This is a genomic window from Microbacterium tenebrionis, from assembly GCF_020682665.1.
Classification (GTDB): domain Bacteria; phylum Actinomycetota; class Actinomycetes; order Actinomycetales; family Microbacteriaceae; genus Microbacterium; species Microbacterium tenebrionis.
Map to the genome: position 1 here is coordinate 91197 of NZ_JAGTTM010000005.1, position 21298 is coordinate 112494.

A 21298-nucleotide genomic window follows, 5' to 3' on the forward strand; every position below is an offset into this window, starting at 1 on the left:
GATGCGGAATGCGCGATGCGCTTTCACATGTGCGGGGTGCAGGGCTGCGCGATGCGAGATCGTGGGCTGCCCTCCGCCCTGCAGTGCCGGACTTGACCCTCCGGCTGGGCGTGTGTCCGCCTCGTCGTGGCTACCGACTTCCGCTCTACTCCTCCAGGTCGTGCGTCCAGTTCGCCTCCTGGATGCGATTGTCGAGTTCGCGCAGCTCCTGTGCCACGCGGTCCGCGGCCTCCCGCAGCTGCGCCACGGGCAGTGCCGCGATCTGGCGCAGTTCCGAGCGCATCTGCCGGAAGCCGCTGCCCGATCCGGATGCTGCGGCCGCGGCGTCCACGAGCAGGGAGTGCTGCAGGCGCAGAACGTCGCGGGCGGCGAGCGCATCGGTCATGGTGCCGTCGGCTCCGAGATCGAGCCGGGCGTTGGTCGCGTTGATCCGACGGATCAGCTCGCGGAGCCTCGCGAGGTCCTTCTCGGCCTCGCCCAGGAGCGCAGCGGCATCCTCGGCCGGCTCCTCGCCCTCCTGATATCGGGCGTTCGCGGTGATGCGGGCGCGCAGCTGCTCGATACGGCGCTGCAGATCGGCCCGCGCGGTCAGAGCCTCGGCGATCTTCATGACCTCATCCTTTCAGGCCATGCCGACCGTGTCACCGTCGGCGCAGCAGACCCTGATGCTCGGGGTTCTGCTCGAACCACTCGGCGACGTACCAGCAGACCGGGTCGACCTTCCGGTCGCCGCGGCTCTCGATGTCGTCGACGGCACCCTTCACGACGCAGGCCGCGTAGCCGTGCCCGCGGAACGTCGGGGTCGTGAAGGCGCGCGTCAGCGCGATCGTCGTGCCGTCGTCGCGATAGTCGAGAACGCTCACGAGCGCACCGTCACGCGTGAGCGTGTAGCGCGATGCATCCTTCTCATCCGTGACGAGAAAACCGTCGATCATCGTCGAATCCGTCATGGCATCCACGCTATGCCACCCGGTAACCCCGGGACTCGTTTTGACACGGGGCGTCATCCTCAGACATAATCCCCCCATGACCACCAACGCGCTCCCTTTGTCCGCCCAGGAGGCGAACGGGACTACCGGGATGATGATGCCCGGCTGCGTTGGCATGTGTTGCCGAATGTGTCGCTGATCACTCAGCTGACCTGTCCGGCTCCGCTCTTCGCCATCTGCGAAGCGTGAGCCCCGAGCACCTACCCGTGTGCTTGTTCTCGGCCTTCAGGGTCACTCTCGCAACACATCCGAGCCGCGTCGGCTCACCCTTCCAAGGACTTCATCATCATGTCGAACATCGCCCTCCTCGAGCGTCCCGCCTCCACCCGCGCCCCGCACCTGCGTCCCGTCCCGCGTTTCGTCGAACAGGATGCGCCGGCCGCACCGGCCACGCCCGAAGATCTCCCCGCCACCCGCTCGCCCCGTGGCTTCGCCCTGTACGTCGGTCTGGATGAGATCAAGGCCGCGGGCGCCGGCGTGAGCCTGCCCCTGCTCGTCGACGCGCTGCGCCGCACGCTCGCCGAACTCGCCCCCGAGGCCGAGACGCACGCCACGGTCGCTCTCGCACCGCACGGCTCGGGCGGACGCGACCTCGACGTCGTTCGCCTCGCTCTGCACGAGCCCGGCGCGATCGCCCGGGCGAAGGCCGCCACCGAGACCGAGGAGAAGAACGAGGACTACGGCGTCACCGTCGACATCTCGCGCAAGCGCGTGCTGATCGACGGCGAGTCGGCCGCGTTCACGTACAAGGAGTTCGAGCTGCTGCAGTACCTCGTCCTCCGCGAGGGCCGCACCATCGAGCGCTCCGAGCTCGTCGGCGCCCTGTGGCAGGCTCCGGAGGACGAGACCCCCGGCGAGCGCACGATCGACGTGCACGTGCGCCGACTGCGCGCGAAGCTCGGCCGCTACGAGGACATCGTGCGCACCGTCCGCGGCGTCGGGTACCGGTTCGACCGCCACGCCGACGTCGTGATCCGCTACGGCCAGGGCACCCCCTCGCCCGACCGCTTCTGAGTGTGACGCGGCAGCGCCAGGGGCCGCGAATGGTCACCGAACCGCTTTGGTGACCACCATACGCGCCACCTCGTTGCGCGCGGCGTTGTCAGCGCCGCGACGTAGGGTGTTCGTATGACCTTGACAGCGGATGCCGCGACCGACCCCGTCGACGCCGCACAGCCGCTGCACACGGTCTACCACCCGCAGCGCCCCCTGAACCTGTTCCGCACGGTCGGCGTGCTCATGCGCGGGCCGAAGGACCCGACGATGATGGTCGCCGGCTCCACCCTGTGGCGCGCCGCCCGCACTCCGGCGGGCGTTGCGACGCTGGCCCTGCGCCAGAGCACCGAGGGCGTCCACGCCACCGCCTGGGGCCCGGGATCCGACTGGGCCCTCGAGCAGCTCCCGCGCCTCTGCGGCGCCACCGACAACGACGCGGGCTTCGACCCGGCATCCCTCACGGCGGCAGGGCATCCGCATCTCGCCGACGTCGCCCGCCGTACGGCATCCACCCGCCTCACCCGCACCGATCTCGTCTTCGATGCGCTCGCAAGCGCCATCATCGAGCAGAAGGTCACGTCTTTCCAGGCATTCGGTGCCTGGCGGGTGCTCATCACGCGATTCGGCGAACGCGCCCCCGGACCGACCCCGCGGCCGATGTTCGCCCCGCCGACGATCGACGGCTGGCGCGGCATCCCCTCGTGGGCCTGGCACAGCGCCGGCGTCGAACCTCCGCAGTCGCGCACGATCGTCCGCGCAGCCGAGCGCGGCCTGCGCATCGCGGACGCCGTGCTCGCAGGCCCGACCGGCGCAGATGGGGATCGCGTGCTCGTGAGCCTTCCCGGGATCGGCGCGTGGACGGCATCCGAGACCCGCATCCGCGCCCTGGGCGACCCCGATGCGGTCAGCGTCGGCGACTACCACCTCGCCCATCAGGTCGGCTACGCCCTGACCGGATCCCGCACCGACGACGCGGGGATGCTGGAGCTCCTCGCTCCCTGGGCGGGGCACCGTCAGCGCGTCGTCCGCCTCATCCTCGCGAGCGGTCTCATCGAACCGCGCCGCGGCCCGCGCGTCGCCCCGGAGGATCACCGTCGCCGGTGAGGCGCCACGGCATCCCCTAGGCTGACGGCATGTCTGCACGCACGAAACAGCGCTGGATCTGGCTCGGCGGCACCGTCGCCCTGGTCGTCCTCGGCGTCGTGATCGGACTGATCCTGCAGAACGTCGGGCTGGGTCTGCTGCTCGCCCTCATCGTCTCGATCGTGTGGCTGATCGCGACCGAGTCGCGCCGAGGCGACAACACCGGTGTGAACGACGAGTCCACCGGGATCGAGGTCTGAGCCGGGATCAGCCGGCCGCCGCGTAGCGCTCGACGCGCAGAACGCAGGTGAGGTCCTCGTCGGTCAGATCGACCGTGGTCGCCCACTCCTCCTCAGCGCCCTCACCGACGCCGTCGACATCGACCTGGCTGAGAGAACGGGTGTCCCCGGCCTCGTTGAGGAGCGAGACGTAGATCCGGTACGAGACCGAATCCTTCGTGGGGTTCTTCACTGTGCCGTCGACCGTCCAGCTGCCGTCGCCGAGCTCGCACGTCGACACGGTGGCGTCGGCGAGCGCGCCCACCAGGTTCTCGCCGGATCCGGGCGTGTCGGTGATGTCGGTGATGCCGGGGGTCAGAGTGGAGCTCGCGGACGGCGACGGCGACGGCTCGCTGTCGCCATTGGTGCAGGCACTGAGTCCGACGACGCCGAGCAGCAGGGCAGCGCCTGCGCCCGCCGCACGCACACCGATCGACCGACGGTTGAGAGTCGCACGGAGGGTTGCGCGAGGTGTCTGGGACTGCATGGTGTGGCCTTTCACGGGGTGGATCAGGATGCGGAGTCTGTGTTCTGCTCGCGGCGACGGCGGACAAGCAGGAGCACGAGGCCGGCCATCAGCAGCGCCGCCGCAGCCGCGGCGTACGGTGCGGGGTCGCCGCCCGTGAGCGGAAGACCGCCCCACGGCGGGCGAGCCGGCAGCTCGATCGATGCGGATGCCTCGTCGCGCACCTGGATCTCGGTGTCGATCTCGGTGCTGGTCACCACGGCATGCGACGCTACCACGGTGCCCTCCATGGCCGCCGTGATCGTCACCGTCGCGGTGGCCGTCACGGTCTGCCCTGGCAGGAGCACGCCCGGCACGCCCGGCCAGGTGTACGTGAGCCCGGACAGCCCCGGGTAGAGGTCGGTGATCGTGACGTTCGTGAGCGTCTTGGTGCCGGTGTTGGTCGCCGCGTAGCTGAACACGAGCGTGTCGCCCGCGAAGCCTTGCTGACCGCTCTTGACGGCGATGCCCATGTCGAGCGCGACAGCTGAGCGGTGTGGCACAGCGAGGGTGTTCTCGTCCTCGGCCTGCACGGGCGCCCCTGAAGGCGGGGTGCCGGTCGCGGTGGCCGTATTGACGATCGATCCACGGTCGACGTCGGCCTGGGCGATGACGTACACGGCCGTGAAGCGCGCCGTCTGACCCGGTGCGAGCTCGCCGGGAGTCTCGGGCCAGTGCGCCGTGAGATCGCTCAGACGCGGCATCTCGTCGGTGACCGACACGTCGTGGAGCGTGACGTTGCCGGTGTTGACCACGGTGAACGTGTAGGTGACGCGGGCTCCCTGCTGAGGCGCCGGCGAGACCGAGCTGGTCTTGTCCAGCGTGAGCGCGGGCGCCGCAGCAATCGGCGTCGAGCCCGTCGCGCGATCGCTCACGGTCGTGCCGCCACCGCTGCCGCTGGTGGTCGCTGTCGAGGATACCCCGCCGGCATCCACGTCGGCCTGCGTCAGCCGGTACGAGGCCGTGGCGGTCGCCGTCTGCCCCGGCGCCAGCACGCCCGGCTCCCCCGGCCACCGGATGCCGAGATCCGAGATCCCGTTCTGGGCATCGCCGAGCACGACGCCGGTGAGCGTGACATTGCCGTCGTTCGTGACCGTGAAGGCGAACTGCACGACGTCACCCGGGCGCCCTGTCGCACCCGGTGCGAGCTCCTGGGTCTTCGTCAGGTCGATGTGCGGGGCACGATCGGCCGTCGGCACGACGGCCTCAGGAGAGGCCCCCGTGACGGCGTCGCCGTTCGGCTTCTGCCCCGTGGCGGTGGCTGTGTTGCGCACCGCACCGGCATCCAGGTCGGCCTGGGTGATCGTGTACTCGGCCGACGCCGTGACCGACTGCTGCGGTGCGAGCACACCGTCCGCGCCGGGCCACGCGCCGTAAGTGATCGGGCCGATACCCGGCAGATCGTCCGTGAGCACTACGCCGCTGGTCGTGACCTGGCCGACGTTGGTGATCACGAAGTCGTACGTGATCGTCGTTCCTGGAGTGCCGTCTCCGTTGCGCGTGCCGGTCTTGGCGACCGCGAGCCCGCTCGTCGGTGCGACCAGGGGGACGACGGTCTCGGTCGACGTGTCGCTCACGTCTCCGCCGCGCGGGCGCGTCCCGGAACCGGTCGCGGTGTTGCGCACCTCACCGGCGTCGACATCGGCCTGTGTGACCGTGTGGGTCGCGCGGATGATGGCGGACTGACCGGGAAGCAGGCGCCCGGGGGCGGCCGGGTCGGGCCAGGTGTACTCGAACCCGGTCAGGCCCGGCACGGTGTTGTCGAGGACGACATCGGTCAACGTGGTGTTGCCGGTGTTGCGGATCTCGAAGACGTATTCGATCGTGTCGCCGAGCATGCCCGTGTCGCCGTCGGCGAGGCGCGCGGTCTGAGTCGTGCGGATCGCGTCGGCAGGGGGCGTCTGCGGGTCGGTTCCGATGACCACGGGGTCGGACTGCGCCGAGATCCCGTCGCCGTCCGGAGCGATGCCGGACACGGCCGCGACGTTGGTCACCGAGCCGGAGTCGACGTCCGCCTGCGTCACCGTGTAGCGCGCGGTTCCCTGCGCGGTCTCGCCGGGGGCGAGGACTCCGGCGGCTGAGGGGAACGCCAGAACCGGTGCGGAGCGGCCCAGGAGTTCATCGGCCACGCGGATCAGGCGAAGCGTGACGTTTCCGTTGTTGGTCACGTCGAACGTGTACTCGATGACGCTGCCGGCACCGCCCGAGCCGCTCGCGTACGAGCCGCCCTTGACGATCGTCACCGAGGGTGCGTGCGCAGCGGTCGCGATCGGCGTGATCGTCGAGCTGTCGCCGACGGTCTCCCCGCCGGGCGTGGTACCTCTGACGGATGCCGTGTTCTCGACCGTGCCGCGGTCGACGTCGTCCTGGCTGATGGCGTACGCAGCAGTTCCGGTGGCCACCTGCCCCGGCGCGAGGACTCCCGTCGCGGCCGGCCAGGTGATCCGGATCGGCTCGAGCCCGGGCAGGGTGTCGGTGATCGCGACGTCGCGCAGGGTCACCGTGCCGGTGTTCTCGATGCGGAACCCGAACTCGACGGCATCGCCCGCCGCGTTCTGCGTCGGCTGCTCGAGCCGGCCGGTCTTCACGAGGTCGATGCCCGCATCGGGGGCGATCGCCACAGTGGCGGGTGCCGTCGCGCTCGCAGGAGCGCCGACCTGAGGCATGCCGCTTCCGGTGACGATGCTGGTCACTGCGCCGGCGTCGACATCCGCCTGCGTGAGCGTGTACGTCGCCGTCGCCGTGACCTTCTGCCCGGGAGCGAGCACTCCGGCCTCGCCCGGCCACAGGTAGGTCGGGTCGTCGACGCCCGGCAGCGAATCGGCCAGGCTCGACGACGAAAGCGTCACGTTGCCGGTGTTCTCGAGCGTGTACGTCCACGTGACGACGTCGCCCGCCTTGCCGACGGCTCCGGCAGCGAGCGCACCCGAGTTCGTGACGACGATCGACGGCGCCGCCGCCTGCGTCGGAACGACGCTCTCGGGCGAGGATGCCGTGGCCCATCCGCCGCGGGGAGTCATCCCCGTGGCGGATGCCGTGTTGAGCACCTGCCCGGCGTTCACATCGGCCTGAGTGATGGTGTACTCGGCTGTCGCGGTCGCGGTCTCGTTCGGCGCCAGCACACCGTCGACGCCCGGCCACTCGATCTCTGGTACCGAGACGCCCGGTTTGCTGTCGGAGAGCTCGACCCCCGACATCGTAACGTTCCCGGTGTTGCTGATCGAGAACCTGTACCTGACGAGATCGCCGACCCCGCCGCTGCCGGTGGTCGTGCCGTCCTTCGTGACGGCGAGCGCGGGCGAGGGAAGGACCGTGTCGATGCGCACCGTCTTGGTGTCGGCGCGGACGGTCTGTCCGTCCGGCGACTCGGCAGCCACGTGCGCAGTGTTCTCGACGTACCCGCGATCGATGTCCGACTGACGCAACGCATACGTCCCGGTACCGGTCACCGACTGCCCGACCTCGAGCACACCCTCGGCATCGGGATCCGGCCAATCGATCGAAACGTTCTCCAGACCCTCCATCGGGTCGACGAGCGCACCACCGGTCAGCGTCACATTGCCCGTATTGGTCGCCGTCACCCGATACCGGATCACATCACCGACCTGACCGATCCCCCCATCGATCAGCTCACCCGACTTCACCGCACTCAGACCAGGCACACGCGGAACCTCGACGGTCTCAGGCGTCGGCTCGGATGCGACGTCTCCGCCGCCCGGTGCGGTTCCTGTGGCGATCACGACGTTCGCGACAGCGCCGGCATCGATGTCCTGCTGCGTCAGAGCATAGGTCGCGACGGCGGACGCGGAACCACCGGGTGCGAGCACCCCGTCGGCGCCAGGCCAGATGTACTCGATATCGCTGAGCCCCACCATGCGGTCGTCGAGTTCGATACCGGTCAGAGTCTGGTTGCCGTCGTTGGCGATGACGAACTCGTAGGTGACGATCTCGCCCACCTCACCGGTACCGCCCGGCTCCAGCTCACCGTGCTTCGCCACCGCGATCGCGGGCGCGCTCGGCTCGGTCGGCGTGGCGACCGTCTCCGAGTCGTCCCTCACTTCGCCGGCGCGCGAGTGCCCGGAGGCCGACGCCGTGTTGATGACGTCGCCGGCATCCACGTCCGTCTGGGAGATGGAGTACTGGGCCGTGGCGGTGGCGGTCTGGCCGGGGGCGAGCACGCCCGGGTCTGCGGGCCACTGGATCACGGGCGTCGAGAGCCCGGCAAGCGGGTCGTCCAGCACGAGGCCGGTCAGCGTGACGTTGCCGGTGTTCTCGATCTCGAAGACGTAGTCGATGCGGTCTCCGACGGCGCCGTCGCCGTCCACGGCCGCGGACTTCCGCACGTCGAGAGCGGGCTCGGCGGCGACGACCGTCGACTGGACGGAGTCCGTGCTCGAGGTGACGATGTCGCCGACGGGGGGCTTGCCCCGCGCCGTGGCGATGTTGGTGACCGTCCCCCGGTCGACATCCGCCTGCGTGATCGTGTAGTCGGCTGTCGCCGTCACGCTCTGACCGGGCGCGAGAATACCGGGTTCCCCGGGCCACGCGAAGACGGGATCGCTGACGCCCGCCAGCGCATCCTTGAGGTCGACGAGCGTGAGTGTGACGTTGCCGGTGTTCTCGACCTCGAACGCGTAGTCGATCGTGTCACCGAGGGCGCCCTCGCCGTTCACGGTGCCCGTCTTGACCCCACGGATCCCCGGACGCGCCTCGAGCAGCACGGAGGCGTTCGCGGAATCGGTGACGTTCGATCCCCGCGGCGGCGCGGCGGCTCCGTCGACCGCGCTGCCCACCGAGCCGCGGTCGACATCGGCCTGCGTCAGCGTGTACGTCGCGGTCGCAGTGACGGTCTCGCCGGGCAGCAGCACACCGGGTCGCGATGCGTCGGGCCAGACGTACTCGATCCCCTCGCCCGAGAGCTCGTCGGTCAGCGTGACGCCCGTCAGCGTCACGTTGCTGGTGTTCTCCAGCGTGTAGCTCCACACCACGCGGTCACCGGCGGCGCCGGTCGCGCCGTCTTCGAGAGCACCGGTCTTCGTGACATCGATCGACGCGCGGATGTTCTGGGTGGAGACGGTGGCCGGCGCCTGCGGGCTCGTCACGGCGCCGCCGCGCGAGTCGCCGGTCGCGTTCGCGGCGTTCACGATCGACCCGGCATCCACGTCTGCCTGGGTGACGGTGTACGTCGCGGTCGCGATCGCCGTGTCGCCGGGGGCGAGCTGTTCGGCCGTGCCCGGCCAGGTGATCTCCGGCTCGCTCAGACCGGGCATCCGATCGTTCAGCGTGATGGCGCTGACCGTGACGTTTCCGGTGTTCGTGACGCGGAACGTATAGTCGACGCGCGATCCCACACCGCCGTCTCCGTTCATCACGCCGGACTTCGTGACTGCGAGCGCTCCCGCGGCTTGCACGGTCGAAATGCGGACCGTGTTGGTGTCGGCGCGGACCTCCTGGCCGTCCGGCGACTTGGCCGCCACGTGAGCGGTGTTCTCGACGTACCCGCGATCGATGTCCGACTGACGCAACGTATACGTCCCGGTACCGGTGACCGACTGCCCGACCTCGAGCACACCCTCGGCATCGGGATCCGGCCAATCGATCGAAACGTTCTCCAGACCCTCCATCGGGTCGACGAGCGCACCACCGGTCAGCGTCACATTGCCCGTATTGGTCGCCGTGACCCGATACCGGATCACATCACCGACCTGACCGATCCCCCCATCGATCAGCTCACCGGACTTCACCGCAACCACACCCGGCTCACGCGGGATGTCCACTCGCTTCGAGCTCGTGCGTTGGATCGGGTCGCCGCGGGTCGGCGCCGCGTCGAGCGTCACGGAGTTGTCCACGAATCCGTGGTCGATGTCCACCTGCGTCAGCGCGTAGCGCGCGGTCGCGGTTGCAGCCTGTCCTGGTGCGAGCACCCCGGCCACGCCCGGCCACGTGTACGTGATCTCGGAGATGCCGGCGAGCGTGTCGTCGAGGGCGACCGCGTTCAGCGTGACGTTCCCGGTGTTGCGGATCGTGAACGAGTACTGCACCTCGTCGCCGACCGCACCTGTGGCCCCAGCGGCGAGCCTGCCGTCCTTGACGACCGTGGCATCGGCGGCGGCGGCCGCCGTCGTCAGCGTGTGCTCGTCGTCGTCCGACACGGCGGGCCCGGTCGGCGGCGTTCCGGTTCCCGTTGCGGTGTTGGCGATCGTCCCGCGGTCGACGTCGGTCTGCGTGATCCGGTAGGTGGCGTGGGCGGTGACAATCTCGCCGGGCGCGATCACGCCCTCCTCGTCCGGCCACACCAGCGACAGCGCGGAGAGACCCGGAAGCGGGTCGGCGACCTGCACGTCGTGCAGCGTGACGTTGCCGGTGTTCTCGACCTCGACGAGGTAGGTCACGCGGTCGCCCACGCGTCCCTCGGTCTCGCCCACCGTCGACTTGCGGGTGGTGATGGTGGGAGCGACTGCAACGGTCGCCGTGGTGATCTCGACCTCGTCGGACTCCACGGGGACTCCACCGGGCGCCGCGCCCACGGCAGTGGCCGAGTTGACCACGCCACCGCGATCGACGTCCGCCTGCGTGACGACGTAGGTGGCCGTGGCGGTGGCCTGCTGTCCCGGCGCGAGGATGCGCGGGGCACCCGGCCACGCGAACACCGGTTCGCTGAGACCGGTCAGCTCGTCCATCAGCCTCACGACCGAGATGGTGACGTTGCCGGGGTTGTCGATCGTGAAGTCGTACGTGATGGTGTCGCCGACGCTCGGCGCGGGACCCGGCCGGGCGGTCTTCGTCAGGACGAGTGCGGGATCCGGCGCGACGGCAAGGGTGGCCGGGGCCGTCGATGACACCCGATCGCCCACCGCGGGCTTTCCGGAACCGGTCACGAGGCTCGACACCGATCCGGCGTCCACGTCGGCCTGGGTCAGTGCGTAGGTCGCGGTCGCCGTGACCGACTCTCCCGGGGCGAGGACGCCGACCGGAGTCGTCCACGTGTACGCGGGATCGCTGATGCCGGCGACGGCGTCGCTCAGCGCGACCTCGCTCAGCGTCACGTTCCCGGAGTTCGTCAGCACGTACGTCCAGGTGACGACGTCACCGGCACGACCGGCGGCGCCTGGCGCGAGGGCGCCGCTGTCGGTCACGGTCAGCGCCGGGCGGCCAGCGGCCGTGGTGACCACGTTCTCGGGCGAAGCGCCCGAGACATCGGCCCCCGCGGGCGGTGTGCCGGTCGCCGTGGCCGTGTTGATGACGCGTCCGGCATCCAGGTGCTCCTGAGTGATCTCGAGCACACCCGTCGCGGTCGCCTTCTGTCCCGGCTCCAGTCGCCCTGGCGCGTCCGCTGCAGGCCAGGCGATGGACGACAGCTCGACGCCGGGCAGCGGGTCCGACAGCGTGACCCCGGTGAGTGTCACGTTGCCGGAGTTGACGATCTCGAAGGAGTACTCGATCGTGTCGCCGACCGCGCCGGTACCGCTCGCGGTGCCGGACTTGGCCACGGCGATCGCCGGTGCGTGCTGCACCGTGCTGATGCGGACGGTGTTCGTGTCGGTCTTGACAATCTGCCCCTGGGGCGTCTGGCCGCCCACCGTGGCGGTGTTCTCGACGTAGCCGCGATCGACGTCGGCCTGGGTGATCCGGTGCTTGCCCTGGCCGGTCACGGATTGCCCCACGTCGAGCCGTCCGTCGGCCCCCGGCCACGTGATCGAGACGTCGTACAGACCCGGCATCGGGTCGATCAGCTGGCCGCCCGTGATCGTGACGTTTCCGGTGTTCGTCGCACGGACCGCGTACTGGATCACGTCGCCGACCTCGCCGATGCCGTCGCCGAGCAGCGCCCCGCTCTTGACCGCCGAGAGTCCGGCTCCGGGTGCGATCGCGACCGTCTCGCTGGCCTGCCGGGTCAGCTCAGACCCGCGCGAGGGCGTTGCGGTCACCGTCGCTGTGTTGACGACCGCCCCCGCGTCCACGTCGTTCTGCGTCAGCGCGTACGTCGCCGTGCCCGTGGCGCGCTGTCCGGGGGCGAGCACGCCCTCGGCCTGCGGCCAGGTGATCTGGATGGTGCTGATACCGGGGAGCGGGTCGCCGAGCACGACATTCGAGATGGTGACATCGCCGGTGTTCTGGATCACGAACCCGTACTCGACCGTGTCTCCGGCACGCCCGGTGGATCCGGCCGCGAGGGCGCCGGACTTCTCGACCAGGAGGGCGGGCGCGGAGGGCGCGGCGGCCGTGTCGATGCTGTCGGAGCCCGTCACCGCCGGGCCGGTGGGCGGTGCGCCGCTCGCGGTCGCCCGGTTCGTGACGATCCCGGCGTCGACATCCGCCTGCGTCACGACGTACTGCGCCGTAGCCGTGACGGACTGCCCGGGCGCCAGCACACCGGCCTCGCCGCTCGGCCAGGAGCCGTAGTCGATCGCGGACACACCGTCGAGTTCATCCGCGATGCTCACGCCGGTCAGGGTCGTGTTGCCCGAGTTCGTCGCCCTGAAGGCGTACTCGATCGTGTCGCCGCGCTTCACCGCGTCGGCGCCGGTCGTCTTCGTGAGAGTGATGGCGGGCGCGGCCTCCACCGTCGCGATGTCGACGGCAGAGGTGTCGGATACATCCACGCCGCCACGACTCTCACCGGTGAGGGTGGCACTGTTCGAGAAACCGCCGGCGTCGACGTCGGCCTGCGTGACGGTGTAGGTCGCGGTCGCGGTCACGGTGTCACGAGGTGCGAGGGTTCCGGTCGCGCTCGGCCAGGGACCGAACGTGATGGAGGACAGCCCGGGGAGCTCGTCGGCCAGGGCGATCGAGTCGATCGTCACGTTGCCGGAGTTCGTCACATCGAAGGTGAACGTCACGACATCCCCGACGGCGACGCCCGTCGTGGGCGACGCGGACTTCTCGAGGGTGAGCTCGGCTCGCTGCGTTCCGGTCGACACCGTGACCTCGTCGGCCGCTCTCACAGGCTGATCGGCCGGCGATCGCCCCTCAGCCGCTGCGCTGTTGACGACGCTGCCGGCGTCGACGTCGTCCTGCGTGATCTCGTAGTCGGCAGTCGCAGTCGCCTGCTGACCCGGCGAGAGGACGCCCTCGGCTCCCGGCCAGGTGACATCGGGCGAGACGCCGGGGATGCTGTCGGTGAGGGCGATCGCGTCGATCGTGACGTTTCCGGTGTTCACGATCGTGAACCCGAAGCGGATGGTGTCGCCGGCTTCACCCGCACCGAGCACGGTGCCCGTCTTCTCGAGCGTCATCGAGGGTGCGCCGGCGATCGGGACGTCGACTTCCGCCGTGCGTGTCACGGCGGCGCCGGTGGGAGGCGTCGCCGTGCCGTTCACCGTGTTCGTGACGACTCCGGCATCCACATCCGCCTGGGTGAGCGCGTAGGTCGCCGTCGCGGTCATGGTCTGACCGGGCACCAGCCTGCCCTCGGCACCGGGCCAGACGTACGCCAGCTGCGAGATGCCCTCGAGCTGATCGCTCAGCCTCACCGCGTTGAGAGTGACGTTGCCGGTGTTGCGCACGGTGAAGGAGAAGTTGACGGTGTCGCCTTCATGCCCGGTCGTTCCAGGCGCGAGCGCCCCGGTCTTGGTGAGCGTGTACGCCGGGGTCTGCGGTGCGACCGGCGTCGTGATCGAATCGGGGTCGCTCACGTCGGCGCCGGTCGGCGGCTTGCCGGTCGCCGTCGCCGTGTTGGTGATGCTGCCGGCATCGATGTCGGCCTGAGTGATGCGGTACGTCGCGGTGGCCGTGACGGTCTGACCCGGCTGCAGCGTGCGGGCAGGGCCCGGCCACTGTCCGTAGACCGGTGCGTTGAGCCCGGAGAGCGGGTCCGAGATCGTGACGCCGGTGAGCGTGACGTTGCCGGTGTTGCGCGCCGTGATGGTGTAGGTCACCAGGTCGCCGACGACACCGGTGCCCGAGACGGACGAGGTCTTGTTCGTCTCGATCGCAGGAGCCGCGTCCGCCGTCGGGAGCACGACCGTCTGCGAGGTCGCATTCACCGCAGCGCCCGCCGGGGGCCGCCCGGACACGGTGGCGGTGTCGCTGATGCTGCCTGCGTTCACATCGCTCTGACGCACGACATACGTCGCGGTCGCGGTCACCGTCTGCGTCGGATCGAGGGTTCCGGCCGTGCCGCCCGGCCATGCGCCGTAACTGATGGCCGACAGCCCGTTGTGAGGGTCGGCGATCGTGATGCCGGTCAGGGTCACGTTGCCGGTGTTGCGCACCGTGTACGTGTACGTGATGGTGTCGCCGACAGCGCCGGTGCCGTTCGTGTATGCGCCGGCCTTGTCGATCGTCACGGCGGGGGCGGCTGCGAGCGGCACCGTGGCCGATCCCATGGCAGTCGCGGCCTGACCGCGTGCGGGAGTTCCCGTCGCCGTCGCCGTGTTCGCGACGGATCCGGCGTTCACATCGCTCTGCCGCACCACGGAGGTGGCGGTCGCCGTGACCGAAGCACCCGGGGGGAGCGTGCCGGCCGTTCCGCCCGGCCAGGGCCCGTAGATCAGTGCGCTGACGCCGGGTGCCGAGTCTGTGGCGCCGACTCCCGTGAGGGTCACGTTGCCGGTGTTGGTGATCGTCAGAGTCCAGGTGATGGTCTCGCCGGCGACGCCCTCCGCACCGCCCGGGAGCGAGCCGGTCTTCACGACCTGGATCCGCGGCGCCGCTCCGACCGTCGGCGACGTGACCGACGCGGGCGGGCTCGCGACCGATGCGCCGTTGGGCGCCGTCGCCCGCCCGGTTGCGGTGTTCCTCACGCTGCCGGCGTCCACATCGGCCTGGGTGATGGTGTAGGACGTCGTCGCTGTCACGGTCTGCGCCGGGGCGAGCGTGTTCTCCGGGCCGGGCCAGGTGTACTGCAGCGGAGTGATGCCGGGAAGCGGATCGTCGATCGTGACGCCGCTCAGGGTCACGTTGCCCGAGTTTCGCGTCGTGATCGTGTACGAGATCACGTCGCCCACCGCGCCCGTACCGCTGACCGAGGCGGACTTCGTCGTGACGAGCCCGGGGCCGGCGGCGGCAGTCGGCAGCACGACCGTCGGCGAGTTCGCACCGACCGTCGGGCCGGTGGGCGGAGTGGCCGTCACGCGTGCCCGGTTCGAGACCGAGCCCCGGTCGACGTCCGCCTGCACCAGAGTGTATGTCGCGCTCGCGGTCACGGCCTGGCCGGGAGCGAGTGTCCCCGGCGTGCCGGGCCACGACGGCGTGATCGCGCTCAGGCCGTCGTGCGGGTCGGCGATCGAGACGTTCGTCAGCGTGACGTTGCCGGTGTTGCGCGCGGTGAACTGATACGTGATGACGCTGCCGACGGCGCCGGAGCCGCTCGTATAGCTGCCGCTCTTGGCGAGGGTCAGTGACGGACTGGGCGCGAGCGGAAGCGTGGCGGACGCCGACTGCTGGACAGCCGGACCGCTCGGCGGGGTGCCGCTCGCAGTGGCGGTGTTGACGATGGACCCGGCATCCACGTCCGCCTGGGTCAGAGTCTTCGTCGCGGTCGCGACAACGCTCTGCCCCGGCTGAAGCGTGCCGGACGCACCCGGCCACGCCGAGTAGGCGATGTCGGACAGACCCGGCATCTGGTCGCTCACGCCGACCGAGGTCATGGTGACGTTGCCGGCGTTTCGGATCGTGAACGTGTACGTGACGACATCGCCGGCGACGCCCCTGGCGCCCGACGCGAGGGATGCGCTCTTGCTCAGCGCGAGCTGCGGTGCGGCTGCGGCCGTGGGGGTGTCTCTCGTGGCGCTGGCCGTGACCGGAGCATCCCCGGGCGCTCGTCCCTCAGCGGTCGCGGTGTTCCGGATCGTGCTCGCGTTCACATCGGCCTGCGTGATGGCGTACGTGCCACGAGCGGTCGCGGCCTGCCCCGGTGCCAGGGTCCCCGCGGCGCCCGGCCACGTGACTGCCAGGACGGACATCCCCGGCAGCGCGTCGCGCACGGTGACGCCGGTGAGTGTCTGGTTGCCGGAGTTCTCGACCCGGATCGTGTATTCGATCACGTCGCCGACGTTGCCGGTCGTCGAGCTCGCGGTCTTGGTGACCGTGAGTTCAGGCGACGGAGTGATCGTCGGGACCGTCGTCGTGGATGACGACGACACGAGCGCGCCTGCAGGCGGGCGACCGCTCACGGATGCGGTGTTGGGCACCGCTCCCGCGTCGACATCGCTCTGGCGCACGGTGTACGCAGCCGTTCCCGTCGCGGTTTCGCCCGGCGCCAGCGATCCCGCCGCACCCGGCCAGGTCACGCTCGGGCGGGGGAGACCGGGCAGCGTGTCGGTCAGGACGATGTCGGCCAGGCTCACGTTGCCCGAGTTGCGGATCGTGAAAGAGAACGTGATGGTGCTGCCGACACCGCCGTTGCCGCTGGTCAGCGCACCCGTCTTGTTCACGACGATCGACGGCGCGGCGGCGATCGGCACTGCGGAATTTCCCGTGCCGCTCACGGCCGCTCCCCGTGGCGGCGTGCCCACGGCGGTCGCCGTGTTCATGACCGAACCGGCGTCGACGTCCGTCTGCGTGAGCGTGTAGGTCGCCCTGCCGGTGACACTCTGTCCCGGCGCCAGCGTGTCTGCCGCGCCCGGCCATCCCGAAAGCGCGATCGGGGCCGCTCCGAGAAGCGGGTCGGTCAGCCCGACGCCCGTGAGGGTCACGTTCCCGGTGTTGCGCACGGTGAACGCGAAGGTGATGGTGTCGCCTGCGACACCACTGCCGTTCAGCGTCCCCGCCTTGCCCACGGTGATGGCGGGCGAGCTCGTCGCCGTGGGGGTCACGACAGCGCTGGAGCCGGCGCTCACCGTCGTGCCGCCGCCGGTGCCGCGGGCGGTCGCCGTGTTCGTCACGGAACCGGCATCCACGTCGCGCTGAGTGAGCGTGTAGGTCGCGGTCGCCGTGACGCTCTGGCCGGGAGCGAGCGTGCCGTTCGCGCCGGGCCAGCTGTAGCTCAGGGCCGAGAGGCCGACGAGGGGGTCTGTGATGGCGACGCCGGTGAGCGTGACGTTGCCGCTGTTGGTGGCACGGAAGGTGTACGTGATCGTGCTGCCGACGCCTCCCCCGGCTCCCGCCGCGGACTTCGTCGTGGTGATCGACGGGGCTGCCGCCACCGTCGCGACCGAGACCTCGCTCGACGTCTTGGTGATGGGCGCGCCGGTCGGCGGGGTGCCGCTCACCGAGGCCGTGTTCTTGACGACGCCCGCGTCGACGTCGGACTGCCGGATCGTGTACGTCGCCGTACCGGTGACGGTCTGCCCCGGCTCCAGCGTGCCGGCCGCCCCCGGCCACACGCTCGAGATGGCGGAGAGCCCCGCATGCGGGTCGGCGAACGCGACACCGCTCAGCGTCACGTTGCCGGTGTTGGTCGAGCGGAACGTGTACGTGATCGTGCTGCCGACACCGCCGCTGCCCGAGGTGACCGCGCCGGTCTTGACCATCGTCAGGTCGGGTGTCGAGGCCAGCGACACCGTGGCCGGTGCCGAGCTCGTGACCGCGTCGCCGGAGGGCGGACGACCGGTGCCGGTCGCCGTGTTGCTCACTGCGCCCGAGTTCACATCGGTCTGGGAGATCATCGACGTCGCGGTGGCCGTAACGGTCTGCCCCGGGGCGAGCGTACCGGCGGTGCCGCTGGGCCAGGTGCCGTAGACGGGCTGCGAGATGCCGGGCAGCGCGTCGCTGACGGCGACTCCCGTGAGCGTGACGTTCCCGCTGTTGCGAAGCGTCATCGTCCAGGTGATGGTGTCGCCGGCGCGCCCCACCGAGCCGCCGGGGAGCGCACCGCTCTTGGTCGTCACGATCGCCGGCGCCGCCGCGACCGTCGGCGTCACGACCTGCGGGGAGCTGCTCGTCACGGGTGTCGTGCCGTAGGCCCCGGTCGAGCCGGCCGTGTTGCGCACCGCGCCCGCGTCGACGTCGGTCTGCTTGATCGTGTAGGTCGCGACGGCCGTGACGGTCTGGCCCGGTGCGAGTGTTCCCGCGGTGCCGGGCCACGAGTACGTGAATGCGGACAGACCGGCCAGCGGATCGGAGACGGAGACGCCCGTGAGCGTGACGTTGCCCGTGTTGGTCGTGCGCACGGTGTAGGTGATGACATCGCCGACGCGGCCGGTGCCGGAGACCGCGGCGGCCTTCGTCGTCGTGGACGCCGGGGCGGCCGCGGCCGTGTTGACACGGTTGGTCGGCGAGCTTCCGGTCACGGTCTGACCGCCGGGAGTGCGCCCGGTCGCCGTCGCCGTGTTGGTCACGACCCCGGCATCCACATCGCTCTGCTTGATCGTGTACGTCGCGCGCCCCGTCACGACCTGACCGGGCGCGAGCGTTCCCGCGGTTCCCGGCCAGGTGTACGTGATGGCCGACAGTCCTGCCAACGGGTCGCTCAGGGCGACCTGCGTGAGCGTGACGTTGCCCGTGTTCGTGGCGGAGAAGTCGTAGGTGACGACGCTGCCCACGCCGCCGCTGCCCGAGGTGATCGAGCCGGACTTGAGGACGGACAGCGTGCTGGCGGGCGCGATCGGCACGGTCGCCGAGCGCGACTGCGTCAGCGCGGCACCGGACGGGGGCCGGGCGCTCGCCGTCGCCGTGTTCGCCACGGCACCGGCATCCACATCGCTCTGCTTGAGCGTGTAGGTGGCGGTCGCTGTGACGCTCTGACCGGGGGCCAGAGTCCCCGCGGTGCCCGGCCACGAATAGGTGAGCGCTGAGAGGCCGGAGAGCGGGTCGGTGATGCCGACCTGCGTCAGCGTCACGTTGCCGGTGTTGGCCAGGGCGAACGAGTAGGTGACCACATCCCCGGCGCGCCCAGCGCTTCCGGGAGCGAGGGCACCGGTCTTGGTGAGGGTGACGGCCGGGTTCGCCGGCGCCGTCGACACCGTCGACTGACTGCTCGGCACCGTCAGGGTCGCGCCGGCCGGGGTCGTCGCCTTGCCTGTGGCGGTGTTCTTGACCGAGCCCGCATCGACGTCCGCCTGCTTGACGGTGTACGTGGCGGTCGCCGTGACGGTCTGACCGGGAGCGAGCGTTCCTGCGGTGCCCGGCCACGAGTACGTGAGTGCGGACAGACCTGTGAGCGGATCGGAGATCGAGACGCCCGTCAGGGTGGTGTTGCCCGCGTTGCGGGCCGTGAAGCTGTACGTGATCACGCTGCCGACGCCGCCGCTGCCCGAGGTGATGGCTCCCGACTTCGTCGTCGTGAGCGCCGGGGCGGACGCGATCGTGTTGACCTGGACCTGAGGAGAAGAGGCCGAGATGGTGCTGCCTGCGGGGGTGCGGGCGGAGACGGTGGCGGTGTTGCGGACGAATCCTGCGTCCACGTCCGCCTGGGTGATGGTGTAGAACGCGGTGGCCGTCGCCTTCTGGCCGACCGGGAGCACGCCTGCGGTCGCGGTGGGCCAGGTGATGACCGGGGGCGAGAGCCCCGAGAGCGGATCTGCCAGAGTCGCGTTCGCGAGCGTCACGTTGCCCGTGTTCGTGAACGTGAAGGTGTAGTTGATGCGTTCGCCGACGCGACCGGTCGCTCCCGATGCGAGCGCTCCCGTCTTGGTGACCGTGATCGCGGCGGCCGCAGCGATCGGCGTCACCCTGTTGGCCGGGGCCGTCGGCTTCGCTCCGCCGTCGTCATCCGTTCCGGTCGCAGTCGCGGTGTTCGCGACCGCGCCGGCATCCACGTCGGTCTGGGTGAGCGTGTACGTCGCGGTCGCGGTGACCGACTGGCCGGGGGCCAGGGTTCCCGGGGAGCCGGGCCACGCGCCGAACACGATGGTCGACAACCCGGGCAGCGGGTCCGTGATCGTGACGCCGGTCAGCGTCGACTGCCCGCTGTTGGTGACGGTGAAGGTGTAGGTGATGACATCACCAGCCCTGCCAGTGGCTCCTGCGGCCAGAGTGCTCGTCTTCGTCAGCGCGATCGCGGACAGCAGCACGGTGGTCGAATCCTCGTCCTGCGCGAGGAAGTTGCCGACCACGGTGTTCGCCGTCGCCTTCGCCGTCGACACGTACCCCGTCGAGGATGGCGCGTTGGCGGTGCAGGTGAAGGTGTAGGACTCCTGCGGTGCGAGCTGCACGCCGGTGAGGGTCCGGCTGCAGTCGGACTGGTCGTCCTGGATCACGATGTTGCGCAGGGTGCCCGCACCCGTGTTCGTGACCCGGATCGTGAATGTCGCGTTCTCGCCGGCGGTGCGCGACTGTGTGTCCTTCGTGCCGTCGAACGACTTGACGAGCTGGAGCCCTGCCGTCGGCACCGAGAGCACGGCGTTGGTGAGGAGGTAGGAGTCACCGCTCGTGCCGAGCTGCAGGTTGACGCGAGAGTCCCCCGCCACGATGTTCGTGAGCGGTGCCGTGTCGACGTCGACGCTCTGGTTCGTGAAGGCGGTGCCCGCGGCTCCGGTGTATCGGATCGAGTTCTCGGCACGGCCGATGCCGATGTTGTTCGTCGCGCCGGCAGGATTGGCGATCGGTGTGTATGACGTCGACGTGTTCCGCGAATAGGATGCCGAATCACCCGTGATGTTGCGATCGCCCTCGTACAGCGTGAAGCCCACGCGCGTACCGGTGTCGACCGCGGTGAATCCGTTGAACGCGACCGTGAGCGCGGGATCGGACGCTCCCTGCCGGACGTGACCCTGGTAGTAGATGATGTTGCGCTGGATGGACGCGGTGTTCCCGGGAATGTAGGTGCCGTAGTCGTAGATCACGGTGACGGACCAGCCCGCGTAGCAACCCGGTCCGGTCGGGGTCCAGATGTTGCCGGCCGAGACGGTGACGTCAGAACCTGTGGCGACTCCCGCGAAGGCGCTGGTGACATCGGCTGTCGCCGAGTAGCTGCGGTAGGTCGCCTGCGACGTCGGATCCTCGATCATGCTCTGCGGTGCCACGTTCGCAATCGCACCGCTGCCGACCTTGAACTGCACGGCACGCGACGTGTAGCCGGTGGCCGACCCCGACGGCAGGGTCGCGGTGCCGCGCGCGGCACTCCACGTCGTGCACAGCACGCGCGAATCGCCGGTGAAGACGCCGGTGTTCGCGCTCCAGTTGAGGAACGCCTTGATCACGGTGGCGCCGGCCGGGATGTTCACGGTCGCGCTGGACGAGTTCGTCGTGAAACCCGTGACCGCGTTGACGTTCGCCATCGTGAAGTTGTCGTTGACGTTGTTCGTGTTGGTGCTGGAGGCCGCGTGCAGGTCGGTGCACGTGCCGCTGCCCGTAACACCCGAGCCTGTGCAGCCGAGCACGCCGTTTCCCGACATCAGGAAGTCGCCGTTCACGTTGGCCTGGTAGTTCGGTGCGCTTCCCGAGTTCGTGCCCCACTGCACGACCGCGGCTTCCGCCGGCTCAGGAGCGGGCGGCGCGATGACCGTGAGCCCGACGACGGCGAGAGTCGCCGCAGTCGTCATCGCGATGAGCGAACGCCACCGTCGACGACGGGGCGCAGTCGTCTCCGCGTTCATAACTCTCCCCGCAAATCGACGGCCCCT

Annotated in this window: 7 protein-coding genes; 3 read left to right on the forward strand and 4 right to left on the reverse strand. The window is 70.1% G+C overall.

Annotated features, from left to right (window positions below; genetic code table 11):
- Nucleotides 1-145 precede the first annotated feature (145 nt).
- Nucleotides 146-610: a DIP1984 family protein gene (locus tag KEC56_RS12170; RefSeq protein WP_175988424.1), complete on the reverse strand. Its 465-nt coding sequence runs from the start codon at nt 608-610 to the stop codon at nt 146-148.
- A gap of 31 nt (nt 611-641) precedes the next feature.
- Entirely contained in the window at nt 642-950 is a 309-nt protein-coding gene (locus tag KEC56_RS12175; protein ID WP_227531156.1) for a GNAT family N-acetyltransferase, read from the reverse strand.
- Between the two features lie 327 nt (nt 951-1277).
- Between KEC56_RS12175 and KEC56_RS12180 the strand changes: the two genes are divergently transcribed.
- The 3 genes from KEC56_RS12180 to KEC56_RS12190 all read left to right on the forward strand — a co-directional run bounded on the left by KEC56_RS12180 (nt 1278) and on the right by KEC56_RS12190 (nt 3328).
- Nucleotides 1278-2003 carry a winged helix-turn-helix domain-containing protein gene (locus KEC56_RS12180; RefSeq protein WP_227531157.1) on the forward strand — a complete coding sequence of 242 codons (726 nt, stop codon included), beginning with the start codon at nt 1278-1280 and terminating at the stop codon, nt 2001-2003.
- Between the two features lie 114 nt (nt 2004-2117).
- Nucleotides 2118-3089, forward strand: a complete 972-nt coding sequence (locus KEC56_RS12185; protein ID WP_227531158.1) for a DNA-3-methyladenine glycosylase family protein — start codon at nt 2118-2120, stop codon at nt 3087-3089.
- Between the two features lie 29 nt (nt 3090-3118).
- A complete protein-coding gene (locus KEC56_RS12190) occupies nt 3119-3328 on the forward strand; it encodes a hypothetical protein (protein ID WP_227531159.1) in 210 nt (69 codons plus the stop codon).
- Nucleotides 3329-3335: 7 nt separating this feature from the next.
- Here the strand turns inward: KEC56_RS12190 and KEC56_RS12195 are convergent, their stop codons facing one another.
- Both KEC56_RS12195 and KEC56_RS12200 read right to left on the reverse strand, forming a co-directional pair.
- The gene (locus KEC56_RS12195) at nt 3336-3833 is read right to left on the reverse strand and encodes a hypothetical protein (RefSeq protein ID WP_227531160.1); all 498 of its coding nucleotides are present in this window, start codon (nt 3831-3833) and stop codon (nt 3336-3338) included.
- 23 nt (nt 3834-3856) lie between these two features.
- Nucleotides 3857-21217: a CLIPPER-2 domain-containing protein gene (locus tag KEC56_RS12200; RefSeq protein ID WP_227531161.1), complete on the reverse strand. Its 17361-nt coding sequence runs from the start codon at nt 21215-21217 to the stop codon at nt 3857-3859.
- Nucleotides 21218-21298: the final 81 nt, after the last annotated feature.

Bases quoted from the DNA above. Each gene is read 5' to 3' on its own strand.
- KEC56_RS12170 (WP_175988424.1), bottom strand. From the start codon at position 610: ATGAAGATCGCCGAGGCTCTGACCGCGCGGGCCGATCTGCAGCGCCGT.
- KEC56_RS12175 (WP_227531156.1), bottom strand. From the start codon at position 950: ATGACGGATTCGACGATGATCGACGGTTTTCTCGTCACGGATGAGAAG.
- KEC56_RS12180 (WP_227531157.1), top strand. From the start codon at position 1,278: ATGTCGAACATCGCCCTCCTCGAGCGTCCCGCCTCCACCCGCGCCCCG.
- KEC56_RS12185 (WP_227531158.1), top strand. From the start codon at position 2,118: ATGACCTTGACAGCGGATGCCGCGACCGACCCCGTCGACGCCGCACAG.
- KEC56_RS12190 (WP_227531159.1), top strand. From the start codon at position 3,119: ATGTCTGCACGCACGAAACAGCGCTGGATCTGGCTCGGCGGCACCGTC.
- KEC56_RS12195 (WP_227531160.1), bottom strand. From the start codon at position 3,833: ATGCAGTCCCAGACACCTCGCGCAACCCTCCGTGCGACTCTCAACCGT.
- KEC56_RS12200 (WP_227531161.1), bottom strand. From the start codon at position 21,217: ATGACGACTGCGGCGACTCTCGCCGTCGTCGGGCTCACGGTCATCGCG.